This window comes from Micromonospora sp. BRA006-A, from assembly GCF_033433935.1.
GTDB lineage: Bacteria > Actinomycetota > Actinomycetes > Mycobacteriales > Micromonosporaceae > Micromonospora > Micromonospora aurantiaca.
On the sequence record NZ_JANCLW010000001.1, the window covers coordinates 6,197,008 to 6,212,379 of the forward strand.

At 74.7% G+C, this 15,372-nt stretch carries 13 protein-coding genes; 9 read left to right on the forward strand and 4 right to left on the reverse strand.

The annotated features are described in order from the left end of the window. Positions 1-41 precede the first annotated feature (41 nt). The gene (locus NMK34_RS28385) at positions 42-1,016 is read right to left on the reverse strand and encodes a DMT family transporter (RefSeq protein ID WP_318335889.1); all 975 of its coding nucleotides are present in this window, start codon (positions 1,014-1,016) and stop codon (positions 42-44) included. A 90-nt stretch (positions 1,017-1,106) separates the two neighbouring features. Between NMK34_RS28385 and NMK34_RS28390 the strand changes: the two genes are divergently transcribed. Both NMK34_RS28390 and NMK34_RS28395 read left to right on the forward strand, forming a co-directional pair. Then, entirely contained in the window at positions 1,107-1,415 is a 309-nt protein-coding gene (locus NMK34_RS28390) for an ArsR/SmtB family transcription factor (RefSeq protein ID WP_135242255.1), read from the forward strand. A 7-nt stretch (positions 1,416-1,422) separates the two neighbouring features. Next, positions 1,423-2,100, forward strand: coding sequence for a DUF4232 domain-containing protein (locus NMK34_RS28395; RefSeq protein WP_318335890.1), 678 nt, complete (start codon positions 1,423-1,425; stop codon positions 2,098-2,100). 54 nt (positions 2,101-2,154) lie between these two features. Here the strand turns inward: NMK34_RS28395 and NMK34_RS28400 are convergent, their stop codons facing one another. The 3 genes from NMK34_RS28400 to NMK34_RS28410 all read right to left on the reverse strand — a co-directional run bounded on the left by NMK34_RS28400 (position 2,155) and on the right by NMK34_RS28410 (position 6,533). Further along, entirely contained in the window at positions 2,155-2,601 is a 447-nt protein-coding gene (locus NMK34_RS28400; protein WP_318335891.1) for a DoxX family protein, read from the reverse strand. A 150-nt stretch (positions 2,602-2,751) separates the two neighbouring features. Then, positions 2,752-3,669, reverse strand: coding sequence for an ABC transporter permease subunit (locus NMK34_RS28405; RefSeq protein ID WP_318335892.1), 918 nt, complete (start codon positions 3,667-3,669; stop codon positions 2,752-2,754). Further along, positions 3,669-6,533: an alpha/beta fold hydrolase gene (locus tag NMK34_RS28410; RefSeq protein WP_318335893.1), complete on the reverse strand. Its 2,865-nt coding sequence runs from the start codon at positions 6,531-6,533 to the stop codon at positions 3,669-3,671. Before NMK34_RS28410 ends, NMK34_RS28405 begins: the two co-directional genes overlap by 1 nt. Before the next feature lie 372 nt (positions 6,534-6,905). Between NMK34_RS28410 and NMK34_RS28415 the strand changes: the two genes are divergently transcribed. Genes NMK34_RS28415 through NMK34_RS28445 form a run of 7 tightly spaced genes read left to right on the forward strand, consistent with a single transcriptional unit; the run spans position 6,906 to position 15,371 of the window. Continuing rightward, positions 6,906-8,078, forward strand: coding sequence for a hypothetical protein (locus NMK34_RS28415; RefSeq protein WP_318335894.1), 1,173 nt, complete (start codon positions 6,906-6,908; stop codon positions 8,076-8,078). Then, a complete protein-coding gene (locus NMK34_RS28420; protein WP_318335895.1) occupies positions 8,065-10,908 on the forward strand; it encodes a nitrate- and nitrite sensing domain-containing protein in 2,844 nt (947 codons plus the stop codon). Before NMK34_RS28415 ends, NMK34_RS28420 begins: the two co-directional genes overlap by 14 nt. Further along, a complete protein-coding gene (locus NMK34_RS28425; RefSeq protein WP_013288866.1) occupies positions 10,905-11,369 on the forward strand; it encodes a roadblock/LC7 domain-containing protein in 465 nt (154 codons plus the stop codon). The genes NMK34_RS28420 and NMK34_RS28425 overlap by 4 nt, the downstream gene beginning before the upstream one ends. Beyond that, positions 11,366-11,815 (forward strand): DUF742 domain-containing protein, encoded by a 450-nt coding sequence (locus NMK34_RS28430; protein WP_018787957.1) that lies wholly within the window; start codon positions 11,366-11,368, stop codon positions 11,813-11,815. The genes NMK34_RS28425 and NMK34_RS28430 overlap by 4 nt, the downstream gene beginning before the upstream one ends. Continuing rightward, positions 11,793-12,554, forward strand: coding sequence for a GTP-binding protein (locus NMK34_RS28435; protein WP_013288868.1), 762 nt, complete (start codon positions 11,793-11,795; stop codon positions 12,552-12,554). The genes NMK34_RS28430 and NMK34_RS28435 overlap by 23 nt, the downstream gene beginning before the upstream one ends. Positions 12,555-12,599: 45 nt before the next feature. After that, on the forward strand, positions 12,600-13,094 hold the full coding sequence (locus NMK34_RS28440) for a hypothetical protein (RefSeq protein ID WP_318335896.1): 495 nt from the start codon (positions 12,600-12,602) through the stop codon (positions 13,092-13,094). A gap of 36 nt (positions 13,095-13,130) precedes the next feature. After that, complete coding sequence (locus tag NMK34_RS28445) at positions 13,131-15,371, forward strand: AAA family ATPase (protein ID WP_318335897.1); 2,241 nt, start codon at positions 13,131-13,133, stop codon at positions 15,369-15,371. Position 15,372: the final 1 nt, after the last annotated feature.

Genomic DNA, 15,372 nt, shown 5'->3' on the forward strand with positions numbered 1-15,372 from the left:
TCACGACCGCGCCACCTCGGGTTCCCACGCTGTGGGCCGGCTCAGCGTCCGACCACCGCGACCGGGTCCACCACGGCGGGCCGGTCCACCACCGCGACCGGCTCCGGCGCCGTCGCGGTCACCGCTGCCGAAGGGGTACGGGTGACGAGGTTCGCGGCCACCAGGGCGGCGATGGTCAGCCCGGCGCCCACCAGCTCCACCGCGACCGGCCGGTATCCGCGCACGATCTGCACCGCGAACGTGGCCACCGGCACCAGGTTCATGAACAGCGCGGCATTCGCCGGGCCGAGCCGGCGGACGCCGGTGTTCCACGCCAGCACCGCGAGGACGGCGGCGATCAGCACCGCGTACGCGAGCTGCGGAGCGACGGCGACGAGGTCGGCGGCGGCGGGCGCGTGCTGGAGCCCGGTGAGGTCGGCGACGGCGCTGGCGCCGAGCATCGCGATCATGCCCGCGACGGCGGTCAGCGTGGTGTAGCGCAGCGCGGACCACTCGGGGAACCGGCTCGCGCCGTGGGTGTAGAACGCCCAGCCGAACACGGCACCGATCATGAGCAGACCGCCCCAGCCGAACTGGCCCAGCCCGTCGAGCCGGCCGCGGGTGATCACCAGGCCGACGCCGGCCAGGGCGACGAGCGAGATGCCGAGCAGTACCGGACGTGGGCGGACGCCGTCGCGCGCCCAGCGGACGAACTGGGTGACCAGCGGCACGGTGGCCGCGAACAGCGCGATCTGCTGCGGCGCGGCGTGGCCGAGGGCGAGGTTCGTCAGCGTGTTGAACCCGGCGAAGCCGAGCGCGCCGAGGAGCACCACCTCGAGCCCGCGCCGCTGGGTGGCCAGGGCGGCCACGCCCTCGCGGGCCAGCAGCAGGGCGAGCAGCACGGCGGTGGCGAGCACGTACCGGACGGTGGTCAGGTTGAGCGCGTCGACGCGGGTGAGCGCGCTGGCGAGCACGGGGAACATGACGCCCCAGCTGACCACGGCGAAGATCGGGAGGGTGGCGTGACGGGAACGCATCGCAAGCTCCTATGTTCGAGTACCGTCGAACCAACGCCCCGACTCTAGGAACTTGTTCGACGGTTGTCGAACATGGGTTATCGTTGTCACATGGAGCTGCACGAACCCGAGCTGCGCGAGGTGCCCGTCACCGCCGTCCTGGCGGCGCTGGCCGACGACGTCCGGCTGCAGATCGTGCGGGCGCTCGCGCCGGGCGGGGAACACGCCTGCGGCTCGTTCGAGTTCGGTGTCTCCAAGGCGACCCGCAGCCATCACCTCAAGGTGCTGCGGGAGGCCGGCCTGACCCGCACCCGGGTCGCCGGCACCACCCGCTACGTACGGCTGCGCCGCGAGGAACTGGACCGCGTCTACCCGGGCCTGCTCGACGCGGTCATCGCCGAGCGGGACGGAGTGGCATGATCGCCGGATGCGGAGACCGGCGCGCCTGATCGGCGCCCTCACCGGCGTGGCGCTGCTGACCGCCTGCGCCCCGGCGCAGGGGCCTGCCGACGGGCGGCTGCCCGACCCGCCGCTCACCGGTGTCGACCCGCTGACCACGGTGCCGCCGCGACCGGGCGCCCCCACGGCCGAGCCGGCACCCGCCGCCACCTGCTCCCCCGAGGGCATCGCGATCACCGAGCTGGGCGTGAGCGCCGCGATGGGACTGCGGGCGATGGGCCTGGACCTGCTCAACTGCGGCGACCGGCCGTACGAGCTGCGCGGCTATCCGGCGGTCACGCTCCGGGACGCCGACGGCGACCCGATCAAGGTGCGGATCATCCCGGGCGCCGAGCCGATCACCTCCGGCTTCGACCACCCGCCCACCCGGATGGTGCTGGCCCCCGGCGAGCGGGCCGGCGCGGCGCTGATCTGGCGCAACCTGGTCACCGACACGACAGTGGTGGCGACGAACGGCACCGGACTCGACGTCGCGCCGGTGGCCGGCCGACCGGCGTACCCGGTCACCCTGGACGGGCCGATCGACCTCGGCAACACAGGCCGGCTGGGCGTCAGCGCGTGGAAGCGCCGGGAGCCAGGCCCGGCCGGCACGCCCACACCGGCCGCCCCACCGCCGCCCACGACGTCGCCGGTCGATCCGCTGTAGCACCAGAACCCGGCACGGGAGCGCCCCGACCGGGATCTGGTTCGGCGCGGACGCTCAGACCGGGACCGAGGCCGGCGTGGCGGTGGGCTCAGCCGGGACGGCGTTGCGACGGGCCAGCAGCGCGTCGAGCGCCCAGTTGCCCGGGCCGAGCACCGCGACCAGCAGGAACGACCAGCAGAAGAGCGCGGCCAGCTCGCCGCCGTTCTGCATCGGCATCAGGTGGTGCGGCTGGTGCACCACGAAGTACGCGTACGCCATCGAGCCGGAGGCGAGCAGCGCGGCCGGCCGGGTGAACAGTCCGACGAGCACCAGCGCGCCGCACACGAGCTGGATCAGCGCCGCCCACCAGCCGGGCCAGGTGGCGAACGGGACGGCGCCACCGGTGGCCGGATTGCCACCGAAGACGCCGAATATCGAGGCGGCGCCGTGGCAGAGGAAGAGCAGGCCGGTGACGATGCGGAACAGGGACAGCACGGGGGCCTTCAGCTGTGCCGGGATCATGGGAAACCTCCTGGTACGGGCGGTGGACGCCGTCCAGGATGGCGGGACTATTGATAGATGTTAATCGATATCTTTGCAGGCGGGACAATCTCATGGGAACGCTCCCATGATATGGGCCCGGCCGCCCCGCGGCGACCCCTTACGGTCACCTCAGCTCGTGACGTCCTTGCGGGTGAAGCGCCAGAAGGCCAGGCCCCAGAACAACGTGGCGTAGACGACCGCCGAGAACGCGCCCTTGACCACGTCGTCTGTCTGCATCGGCGTCGACAGCAACCCCAGCCACGCGCTGCTGTAGTGGGTCGGCAGCAGGTTGCGCAGCCCGCCCAGCGCGGTGATCTGGTCCAGGATGCTGGACAGGATCCACAGCAGCACCGCCCCGCCGACCGCACCCAGCGCGGCGTCGGTGGTCACCGACAGCAGGAACGCCAGCCCGGCCACCACCAGCAGTACGACCGCGAGATAGCCGAGCACGCCGAGCAGCCGCAGCAACCCGTCCGCCGGGGCCAGCTCGGCCGAGACCTGGCTGCTCAGCGGCTTCCAGCCGTACCGGAGCGTGCCGGCGAGCAGCGCGGTGCCGGCGAGCAACAGCAGAGCCAGCCCGGAGTACGCGAGCGCCACCACCAGCTTCACCGCGAGCAGCCGGGCCCGGGGCACCGGCACCGCCAGCAGGTAGCGCAGGCTGCCCCAGCTCGCCTCGCTCGCCACCGTGTCGCCGCAGAACAGCGCCACCACCACGACCAGCAGGAACGACGCGGACACCAGGATGGAGAACAGGGTGAAGTTGAGCCCGCCCGAGGTGGCCAGGTCGGCCAGGCTGGAGAACTCGCCGCGCCCGCCGCCGTCGTCGTCCCCGGCGTCGAACTGGAACGCCACCAGGATGATCAACGGCAGCAGCACCATGAACCCCAGCGCGAGCTGGGTACGCCGGCGCGACGCCTGCCGCCGGAACTCCGCGGCGAACGGGAGCGTGGCCGAGGGCCGGTAACCGGCAGCCGCACCGCCCGCGCCCGGCGCCGGCGTACCGGACGTGCCGCCGCCAGGCGACGATGCCACAGACGAACCCGCCATCACCGGTCCCCGCTTCCCCGAGAGTTCTCGCCCACCAGGGCGAGGAACGCGTCCTCCAGGCGGCGCCGGGGCACCACCCGGTCCACCCCGATGCCGGCCCGGACCAGTTCGGCCACCACCTCGCTGCGGGCGGTGCCGTTCGTGTCGACCACCAGAGCGCCCTCGGTGTCGGGCAGCACCCGTACGCCGTCGAGCCGGTCGAGCACCGTCCGCGCCGCGTCCGGGTCGCTCACCTCGAACAGCACGCTCGGCGACTCGCCGACGATGTCCTCCACCGGGCCGGACGCCACGATGCGCCCCTTGTTCACCACCACCGCGTGCGTACAGGTCTGCTCCACCTCGGCCAGCAGGTGGCTGGAGACCAGCACCGCCCGGCCGTCGGTGGCGTAGCGCTGGAGCACCCGGCGCATCTCGGCGATCTGCGGCGGGTCCAGCCCGTCCGTCGGCTCGTCCAGCACCAGCAGCTCGGGCAGGCCGAGCATGGCCTGGGCGATGGCCAGCCGCTGCCGCATGCCGTGGCTGTACTTCTTCGTCCGCCGGTGCACCGAGTCACCCAGGCCGGCGATCTCCAGCGCCTCGTCGAAGTGCGCGTCCTCCCACGGCCGGCCGGTGGCCCGCCAGTACGCCTTGAGGTTGTCCAGGCCGGACAGGTGCGGCAGGAAGCCCGGCCCCTCGACCAGCGCGCCGATCCGGGACAGCACCGGCGAGCCCGGCACCAGCCGGTGCCCGAAGACGTAGATCTCCCCGGCCGTGGGCTGGGTCAGCCCCATAAGCACCCGCAGCGTGGTGGTCTTGCCCGCGCCGTTGGGCCCGAGCAGGCCCACCACCTGACCGGGGTGCACCTCGAAGTCCACGTCGGAGACCGCGACGAAGCCGTCCGCGTACTCCTTGCGCAGGTTGCGCACGGCGAGCGGGACGCCCGCGTACTCCGGGTGCACGGAGTCGTCCTGGCGGCGGTGCCGGCGGCGGGTGAGCAGCACGACCACGACGAGCCCGGCCACGATCGCGGCGAGCAGGCCGGCCAGCGCCCAGCGCCAGATCGTCGCGGTGGTCGGGATCGGCGTGGCGTCGACGGTGGGCAGCGTCAGCGGCCCGTCGGCGAGCGCCACCGTGTGCACGGCCGGTTCGGCCGGCGAGGCGTACGCCTGGTCCGACGTCGCCACCACGAGCCGCAACCGGTGCCCGGCCTCGACCCGCCGGACGATCCCCGGCAGCGTCACGGTGACCGGCGTGGCCGCGTCGACGGTGGCCGGCAGGCCGGTCAGGCGCACCGGCGCGACCAGGCCGGACGGCAGCGTGGCGGCGCCCTGCGGGTCGACGTCGTAGAGCTTCACGAACAGCACCGCCTCGCCGGTCGGTGAGGCGGCCCTGATCCGCACCGTGGGCGCGCCCACCACGTCGACCGGCTGGTCCAGCGGCGCCGACTCGAAGCGGGCGTGCTGGCCGGGGATGTCACCGGCGACGCCGTCCAGCAGCGAGCCGAGCGCACCCGCGAACGGCACCGAGGAGATCGCCGCCGGGTTGCCGTTCGGCGGTACGGCGACCGGCTGCGGCGGACCGGCGAGCGTCACCTCGCGGCGGTCCTGGCCGGCCAGTCCCGGATAGTCGGCGGTACGGAAACCGGTCGCCACCAGGCCCCGGTCGAGCGCGTCGAAGCCGGCGATCCGGGAGAACGTGAACGTGTCGCCGGGGGCCGCTCCGTCGCCCTTGACGTAGTGGTCGAGCCACTGCGCGGTCAGGAACTTCACCCGGTCGGAGTCGGAGGTGGGTCCGGAGCCGCCGTCGTGGCCGCCGGTGAACCAGGCGACCCGTACCGGCGTGCCGGCGGCGGCGATGCCCCGGGCGTTGGCGTCCGCCTCGGCCAGCGGGAACAGCGTGTCCGCCTCGCCCTGCACCAGCAGCGTCGGCGACTTGATCCGGTCCAGCACGCCGGCCGGCGACGACCGGCGCAGCAGCTCGACCGCCGCCGCGTCGGCCCGGCCCGTGGTGGCGATGCGCAGGTACGCGGCGCAGACGTCGGCCGCGAAGCGCCCGCAGGAGGGGTCGGCGGCGCCGGTCGGCGCGCGACCGGAACCGGTGCCCGGCCCGGCGCCCGGCTGCGGGCTCGGCGGGCCGGCCGACTCGGGCGCGCCCTCGGGCGCGGCGGCGGTGGCCCCGGAGAGCCCGGCCGGACCGGAGCCGGCGTTCCCGCCACCGCCGAAGAAGATGCCCGCCCAGCCCTTCTTGAACACGCCGTCGGTGGGCTGCCGGCCGCTGCTCTCGGGCAGGAAGGCGCGGGACAGGTCGTTCCAGGTGATCATCGGGACGATCGCGTCGACCCGCTGGTCCTGCGCGGCCAGCAGCAGGGCCAGGCCGCCGCCGTACGAGCCGCCGACCACACCGACCCGGGGGTCGCCGGCCGCGTCGAGGCGGATGTCCGGACGCTCGGCGAGCCGGTCGAGCAGACGCTGCGCGTCCCGCACCTCGTAGTCGGGGTTGTCCAGGTGGATCTGGCCGCCGCTGCGCCCGAAGCCGCGCGCGGTCCAGGTGAGCACCGCGTATCCGCGGGCGACCAGGTCCTCGGCGTCCGAGCGGACCGAGTCCTTGGTGCCGCCGAAGCCGTGCGCCAGCAGCACCGCCGGTACCCGCTTCGACGACGAGGCGCCGGCCGGCAGGTAGAGCGTGGTGTCCAGGTCGACGGGCTCGCCACCGGACGGCCCGGAGCGTACGGTCACCAGCGCCGACTCGGTCCGGAAGTCCCCGCCCCCCGGCCGGGCCGTCCAGACCAGCGCGGCGGCGACGAGGACGACCACCGCCAGCGCGGCGACGATGCGGCGCGGATGGCCGGCCAGGGCGCGCCGGAGCCGCGCGGCGGTCGATCTCATGCGGCACACGGTACGGGCCGACGGCTGAGCATTCGCTGAGATCCGCCGTACGTCCGTCCGGTTGCGCCGATCGTCGCGAAGCGTCCGTCATCCGCCAAAGGTCCAGAGCATCCCAGCGGGACGTATTCGGATCATGTGAATTCACATCTACAGGCGCAAACCATCGTCGATGTCATTTCTCGGCAACACGATCACACGCTACGTACCTTTCGCCCTGACGCAGGGTCACCCAAAATGGACTGACGTGAAGCCGACTCATCGGCTGAGGTCTCACGCACGTCCGGTTCGGCTACTTTTCCGGTCCGGTGCACGGGACTGCGTACGGCGACCTCCCGGGGCACCGATCGCCCCGCCGTCGCCGGAGGAGAACACATGACAGTCCCCGCGTCGCGGGTCCGTCGGCGGCCCGCCGTACCGGGCCGTACGCTCACCCTGGTTCTGGTGCTGGCGCTGCTGGCCCCGCTCGGGCTGATCTTCATACAGGCCGAGAGCGACTTCGCCGACGACCACGACCTGGTGAGCCGGGAGCGGCTCGGCGTCCGCTACCTGCGCGCCCTCGGGCCGGTCACCGACGCGCTGGTGGAGGCCCAGGCCATCGCCGTCGCCGAGGGGGCCGTCTCCCGGGCCTCGCTCGCCGCCGCCATCGAGGGCGTCGCGGAGGTGGACAACGCGGTCGGCGACGAGCTGCGCACCCACGAACGCTGGGCCGGGCTACGGGCCAAGCTGGAGGCGCTGCCGGACCGCGGGATCGGTGACCCCGAGGCGGCGTACCGGGCCTACGGCGAGGCGTCCGACCTGCTGCTGGCCCTCTACCGCAAGGTACGGGAGAGCTCCGGCCTGATCCGCGACCCTCGCTCCGACTCGTTCTTCCTCCAGGACGGCATCGGCGGGGACCTGCCCACCGCGACGGTGCTGGCCGGGCGGCTCGTCGACCTGGCCCGGCTGTCCGCCAAGCGCCCCGCCGCCGAGCGCGCGCGGGTGGGCGCCGAGCTGGCCGAGCTGCGGGTCTCCGCGCTCGGTCCCGCCACCGACCTGGTCACCGACCTGCGCTCGGCGGTGGACAGCTCGGAGAGCACCGACCTGGGCGCCAACGTGCTCACCCCGCTGGACACCTACCAGCGGTCCCTGGAGACGTTCGCCGTCTACTCGGCACCCGGCGCCGGCCGGTCCGCGCCCAGCACCGACCAGCTCACCAGCGCCGGGATCAGCGCGCAGAACGCCGCCAAGCAGCTCCGTACGGTCATCCTCGACCAGCTCGACGCGCTGCTGCGGGAACGGCTCGACACCCTGGAGCGGGACCGGCTGCTGGGCCGGATCGCCGCCGGGGCGGCGGTGCTGCTGATCGCCGGCATCGTCGCGCTGCACGTGGCCGCGCTGAGCCGGGACCGCTCGCGGGCCACCCCGTCCCGCCGGGAACCGGCCGAGGCCGCCCCGGCGACCCACCCCGCCCCGCCGCCCGCCGTGCCCGAGGACGACCGCCAGCCGGTCGCCGTGGGACACGGTGGCGACGCCGACCGGTGGAGGCCGTTCGATGCTGCTCGGTAGGTTACGCATCCGGGGCAAGCTCGCCCTGCTGGTGATCATTCCGCTGCTCAGCATGGTCGGCCTGGCCGTACCGGTCGTGATCGACCGGGTGACCGCCGCCCGGCAGGCCGCCGACACCGCCGAGACCGTCCGCGTCGCCAGCCGGGTCGGCAGCCTGGTCCAGGATCTCCAGCAGGAACGTCTGCTCTCGATCGGCCTGCTGCTGCGGCGGGTGAGCCGCACCGAGCTGATCCAGAAGTCGGCCACCGTCGACGACCGGGTCGCCGACCTGCGCGCCGAGCCGCTGCCGGCGGCCGTCCGCGAGAGCCTCGACGGGGTACGCCGGCTGGAGGACGTCCGCAACGCCACGCTCGCCGGCCGGGCCACGCCGCAGCAGATCCTGACCGTGTTCGGCGAGGTCGACACCGCCCTGATCGACGCGCTGCGGCTGCCCTTCCGGGTGGACACCGACACCGCCGCCGGACGGCAGGTGCTCGCCCTCGACGCGCTGCTGCGCGTCGACGAGGCCCTCAGCTCGTGCACCACCCAGATCGTGCTGGTCAAGGCCACCGGTGATCCGCAGGTCTCCCGGGCGTTCGTCGCCTGCATGGCGGCGCTCAACGTCGACAACCGGCGGTTCCGCAAGCTGATCACGCCCGAGCAGCTCAAGGTGGCCCAGCTGGACGACGCCGCGGTGGCGGCCCGGACCAGCCCGACGTTCCTGGTGGACAGCCTCCGCGACCCGGACGGCGCGATCGCGCCGGTGCCGCTGGACGTGCTCTTCCCCTCGGCCCGGTCGATGATCACGCTGGGCCAGTTCGTGGAGAAGAAGGTCGTCGCGGACGTCATCGCGGAGACCCGTGCCCGGGAACGGGAGGCGCTGACCGCGGCCTGGCTGGTCAGCCTCGCGGCGGCGGCGATCCTGCTCGTCGTGGTGCTGCTGAGCATGACCGTGGCGCGTACGGTGGCCCGGCCGCTGAGCCGGCTCACCCGCTCCGCCGAACGGGTCGCCCGGGTCACCGAGGCCGAGCTGACCCGCGTCGCCGACGACGAGTCCGAGACGGTCCCCCCGGTACGCCTCGACCCGGTGGAGGTCAGCGCCCGGGACGAGATCGGCGAGCTGGCCCGCGCGTTCGACCGGGTGCAGCACACCGCCGCTCGGCTGGTCGAGCGGCAGGTCGCCGGGCGGCGCAACGTGGCGCAGATGTTCGGCCACGTCGGCCGCCGTACGCAGAACCTGGTCGGCCGCCAGATCGCGCTCATCGACCGGCTGGAACGACAGGAGACCGACCCGGGCCGCCTGGAGCACCTGTACCGGCTCGACCACATCTCCAGCCGGTTGCGCCGCAACGCGGGCAGCCTGGTGGTGCTCTCCGGCGCGACCGGCTCGGACGGCCACGTGGCGCCGGTCCCGCTGGCCGACGTGGTCCGGCTCGCGCTCGGTGAGATCGAGGACTACACCCGCGTGGACGTGGAGGTCCCGCCCGGCGTGGCGGCGGCCCCCGCCATCGCCGGTGACCTGGTGCTGACGCTCGCCGAGCTGATGGAGAACGCCACCTCGTTCTCGCCGCCGCACACCCGCGTGGTGGTGACCGGCGAGCTGACCGACGGCGGAGCCCGGCTGGTCGTGGTCGACCACGGCATCGGCCTGACCGGCGACCGGATGGCCGAGGAGAACGCCCGGTTCACCCGGCGGGAACGCCTCGACCTCGCCCCGACCGAGGTGCTCGGCCTGTTCGTGGTCGGCCGGCTGGCCCGCCGGCACGGCTGGAGCGTCCAGCTGAGCCACACCCCCGGTGGCGGCGTCACCGCGGCCCTGGAGATCCCGGGTGCCTCGCTCGTGATCCGCCGTCCCGAGCCGGTCGGCGTCACCGCCGGCCGGGCCGCCGTACCCGGCGCCCGCGAGCCGGAGCCGGCCGCCGTCGAGGCGCCGGCCGGCTTCGACGCCGAGCTGCTCAGCCGGGCCACCCGCAGCATGTCCAGCGGCGACCCGTGGAACGCGTTCGGCCACCAGACCGAAGGCGCGGAGCCGCCCGAGGACCAGGGCCCGCCCACCGGCGGTCCGCCTCCGGTCTGGCCGCCGTCGGCCGTACCGCCAGCGCGTCCCGGGCATCTCTCCCCACCGACACCGGTCGCCGGCCCGGCCCCGGCCGCTCCCCCGGCCGCCGGGCCGGCGACCGGCCCGACGATGACGCCGCCGGTCACCCACCCGGCCCTGGCGCCGCCCGCCGGGCCGGCCGTCGCGCCACAGCACGGTCCGGGCCTCGCGCCGCAACACCGTCCGGCGCTCGCGCCGCCGTACGGTCCCGGGATCGCGCCATCGCACCGCCCGGGGCTCGCGCCACCACCGGGTGGCGCACGCCCGCCGACGCCGGCCGGGTCACCCCCGGCCGTGTCGGCGCCGACCGGGCCCAACCCGGTCGGCCCGCCCGCCGGCCGCCCCGGCACCCGGTCGCCGATCCGGCAGCGGGTGCCCGGCGCGAACCTGCCGGCCGCCCCACCCGCCCCGCCCGCCGGACCGGCCGGACCGGCCACCGGCGGTCCGCTGATCGGCGTCCCGGCGGATCCGTCGAGCGTCCGGGCCCTGGTAGAGGCGTTCCAGGACGGGGTACGGCGGGCCGAGGGCGCTGTCGATCCCACGCCCCCGGCGACGGAACGGCCCCGGCTCAGCCGCCGGGTGCCCGGCGCGAACCTGTCCGTCTCCCCGGCACAGTCCGCGCCCCCCACCAGTTCCGACCCCGGCGATCCCGTCGAGGTCCGCAACCGGATCAGCGAATTCGAGGCGGGCGTCGCCCGTGCTCTGCGCGAAGTCAGTACCGACCGCCGCTACGAAGAGGACCCATCACGGTGACCAGCCCCTTCCTCCACGAGAACGTCGAACAGAGCACCACCGGCGACCTCAGTCCCGAGGCACGCACCTTCAACTGGCTGCTCGACTCGTTCACCTCCAGCACCGCCGGGGTGATGGAGGCGATCGCGGTCTCCTCGGACGGGCTGCTGATGGCCATGTCCGCGATCAAGGACCGGTCCAACGCGGAACGACTCGCCGCCGTGGTCTCCGGCATGACCAGCCTCGCCGGGGGCGCCGCGAGCTGGTACGCCCTCGGCGCGCTCAACCGGGTGATCGTCGACATGGCCGAGGGATACCTGCTGATCAGCGCGATCAGCAGCGGATCGGTCCTCGGCGTCGTCGCCGACCGCACGGCGAACCTGGGCACCGTGGCGTACGAGATGACGCTGTTCGCCGGACGCGCCGGCGGCGCTCTGAGCCCGCGTCTGATCGCCGAGCTGAAGAACGCCGTACAGCAATGATCCCAGGGGCCGCCGGCGCGGACCCGGAGCCGGAGCCCGGCGTCCGGATCCGCCCCTTCCTGAACGCGTCCGCTCCGGTGCCGGAGCCGGACGCGGGCGACGGGGAGCCGACCGGCCCACGCCCCTTCGTGCTGACCTCCGGACGGGTGGACGGTGACCCGGCGATCGGCCTGGAGACCCAGGTCACCGCTCGTCCGGGCAGCACCTCGTGGGCGGTGACCGCCCGGTTGGCCCCGGAGCTGGCGGCGATCGTCGCGATCTGCGCCGAGCCCGTCTCGGTGGCCGAGATCTCCGCCCGGACCCGGATGCACTTCGGGGTGACCCGGGTGCTGGTCGGCGACCTCCGGGCCGCCGGCCATCTCGACGTGCACGTCGCGGACGTCGACGACGCCCTCGATCCCGACATCATCCTGCGAGTGATTGATGGACTTCGTGCGATCTCCTGAATGGCCGGCGGCCGCCACGGGCGGGCCGGCCGCGAACAGCGCCCCGAGCCGCTACGGCGGCCCGGCGCCGCTGATCGGCCGGGCCACGCCGCCCCCGCCCACGCCGCCGCTGCCGTACCTGCCGCCGGGAGTGCCGCCGGCCGAGCCGGCACCGATCGTCAGCCGGGTGCCGGCGCCCCGGCCGCCGATCCCGGTCAAGATTCTCATCGCCGGCGGGTTCGGGGTCGGCAAGACCACCACAGTCGGTGCGATCTCCGAGATCGCGCCGCTGACCACCGAGGCGGAGATGACCACCGCCGGTATCGGCATCGACGACCCGGGCGGGGTCGCCGGCAAGACCACCACCACAGTGGCCATGGACTTCGGCTGCGTGACCATCGACCGCAGCCTGAAGCTCTACCTCTTCGGTACGCCCGGACAGGCGCGCTTCGGGTTCATGTGGGACGACCTGGCCCGGGGCGCGCTCGGCGCGCTCGTGGTGGTGGACAGCGCCCGGCTCGACGACTGCTACCCGGCGATCGACTTCTTCGAGCGGTCCGGGCTGCCGTTCGCGGTGGGCGTCAACGCCTTCGACGGCCGGCTGGCCCTGGACCTGCCGTCGATCCGCTGGGCGCTGGCGATCGGTGAGCACGTGCCGCTGGTGCAGTTCGACGCCCGGGACCGCCTCTCGGTGCGGGACGCCCTGCTCGTCGTCCTGGACCGCGCGCTGGACCGGGCCACCCGATCCCGGGCAGGCTGAACTGGCAGTCGTTTCGATCCGTTGTCTGGCGAAGGGGTGGACGCCATGAGAGGTGATCTGGACGAGACACTGGCCCGGATGGCACGGCGCGAGGAAGCGCTGCGCCGCCGGGCGCCGATGCCCGGCGAGCCGGCCGGGACGCCCGAGCGGGACGTACCCGCGGAGGCGGCGGACGAGCCGGGCGACGGGCGGGCGGGGCACGGCGCGTACCGGCTGCGCGGTGGTGAGGCGCCGGCGCGGCGTGACCCGGTCGAGGAGGTCGCCGAGGCGGTCCGGCGGGTGGTGGCCGAGCACCCGGGGCTGGCCGTGACGCTGCGGGTGGAACTGGGCGAGCAGGCGTACCCGCTGCGGGTCTCCTGGTCCGGCACGGCGGTGACGGTGGGGCCGGCGGCGCCGCCCGCGCCGCCGCCGGCGTGGCCCATGTCGGTGAAGACGGTGCCGGCGCCCGGCCACGATCCGCTGGAGTCCGACCCGGCGGCCCGGCTGGCCGAGATGATCCGGCGCGACCCATCGCTGCTGGACGATCCGGGCCCGCGCTGACCGGCACCCGATGATCGGGGCGGCTACTGTCGGCGGGTGGCCGAACCCGACCTGACCCTGACCGCGACGCTGCGGCCGGCCGCGCTCGACGCCCGTCGCGGCGTGGTGCGCCTGCATCCCGAGGTGCTCACCGCGCTGGCGCTGCGCCCCGGCGACCCGGTCCGCCTGACCGGCCGCCGGGTCACCGCCGGCATCGCTGCCGCCGCCGAGCCGAGCACCAGCGGCGCCCTCCTGCACGCCGACGATCTGCTGCTGGGCAACCTCGGCCTGCGGGCCGGCGGCCAGGTCACGGTGAGCCCGCTGCCGGTGGCCCCGGCACGCCGGCTCACCGTGTCCGGCCCGGCCGCTGTGGTCGCCGCGGTCCCGCCGGAGATGCTGCGGCTCGCGCTGCTCGGCAAGGTGGTCACCACCGGGGACGACGTCTCGCTGCTGCCGCAGGACGTGCTGCCGGACGCCGCCGTGCGCGGCCTCATCGAGGCCGCGCGGCGCAGTCTGGCGAGTTCCGTCGGGTACGCCTGGACGAGCACGCTGCTCACCGTCGTGTCGGCCGAACCGGCGGTCGGCGCGCTCGTCACCATGGACACGGTGGTGGGCTGGGAACACGGTCCCGCCACCCGCGGCTCCGGCCCGGCGTCCTCCGCCGCCACCGCACGCGTCTCCGCTCCCGCCACGCCGCCCGGGACGGAACCCGACGGGGATCTGCTCGGTCCGGAGGACGCGCCCGACGTGGACGAGCTGCCCGGCCTGCGCGCCCAGGCCGAGGAGCTGACCGAGCTGCTGGACCTGGGCTTCCACCACCGTGAGGTGCTGGGCCGGCTCGGCACCACCGTCTCGCTCGGTGTGCTGGTGGAGGGCCCGGCAGGCTCGGGCAAGTCCGCGCTGGTGCGTGCCGTCGCCGCCAGGGTCGGCGCGGGCGTACGGCCGCTCTGGGCGCCCGAGCTGGCCGCGCTCAGCAACGACGCGGCGGCCCGCCGGCTGCGCGAGGCGGCCTCGGCGGTACGCGCCGGCGGTCCAGCCGTGCTGCTGGTCACCGACGTGGAGTCGATCGCCCCGGCCGACGAGCCGGGCCCGCTGGCCACCGTGTTCCGCCAGGTGGTGGCCGAGACGCTGCGGGCCGGTGCCGCAGTGGTGTGCACCAGCGGACGCCCCGAGGCGGTCGATCCGGCGCTGCGCGGCCCGGACCTGCTCGCGCTGCGGATCACCGTGCCGCTGCCCGACGCGGCGCTGCGCCGGGAACAGTTGACGGTGCTGACCCGGGAGGTGCCGCTCGCCGGTGACGTCCGGCTGGACGAGGTGGCCGGCCGTACCCCCGGTTTCGTCGCGGCCGACCTGGCGGCGCTGGTCCGCGAAGCCGGGGTACGCGCGGCCCTGCGCCAGAAGACGGCGGAGACGCCGACGGTGGCGATGTCCGACTTCACCGCCGCGCTGGAGGTGGTCCGGCCGACCACGATGTCCGCGTCCACGCTGGAGCTGGCGTCGGTGACGCTGGACGACGTGGGCGGGCTGCACGAGGTCAAGCAGACGCTCACCGAGTCGGTGCTGTGGCCGCTCACCTACCCGGACACGTTCGCCCGGCTGGGCGTGACGCCGCCGCGCGGGGTGCTGCTCTACGGTCCGCCCGGCTGCGGCAAGACCTACCTGGTGACCGCGCTGGCGGGCTCCGGGCGGGCGAACGTGCTGTCGGTGAAGGGCGCGGAGCTGCTCTCGAAGTGGGTGGGTGAGAGCGAGCGGGCGGTCCGGGAGCTGTTCCGCCGCGCCCGCCAGGCCGCGCCCACGCTGGTGTTCCTCGACGAGGTGGACGCGCTGGCCCCGGTACGCGGGCAGGCCACCGACGGCGGTACGACCGACCGGGTGGTGGCGGCGCTGCTGACCGAACTGGACGGGGTTGAGGCGCTGCGCAACGTGGTGGTGGTCGGCGCGACGAACCGCCCGGAGCTGGTCGACCCGGCGCTGCTGCGTCCCGGCCGGCTGGAACGGCTGGTCTACGTGCCGCCGCCGGACGGTCCGGCCCGCACGGAGATCCTCCGCGCCTCGGCCCGGGACGTCCCGCTCGCGCCGGACGTGGACCTCGACGCGCTCGGCGCCGAGCTGGACGGCTTCTCCGCCGCCGACTGCGCCGCGCTGGTCCGGGAGGCGGCGCTGGCAGCCATGCGGGAGTCGCTGCAGGCGAGCACCGTGACCGCCGCGCACGTCGAGGCGGCCCGGAACCGCGTCCGCCCGTCCCTGGACCCGGTGCAGCTCGCGCACCTGGAGTCGTACGCCGCCGGCCGGTCCTGAC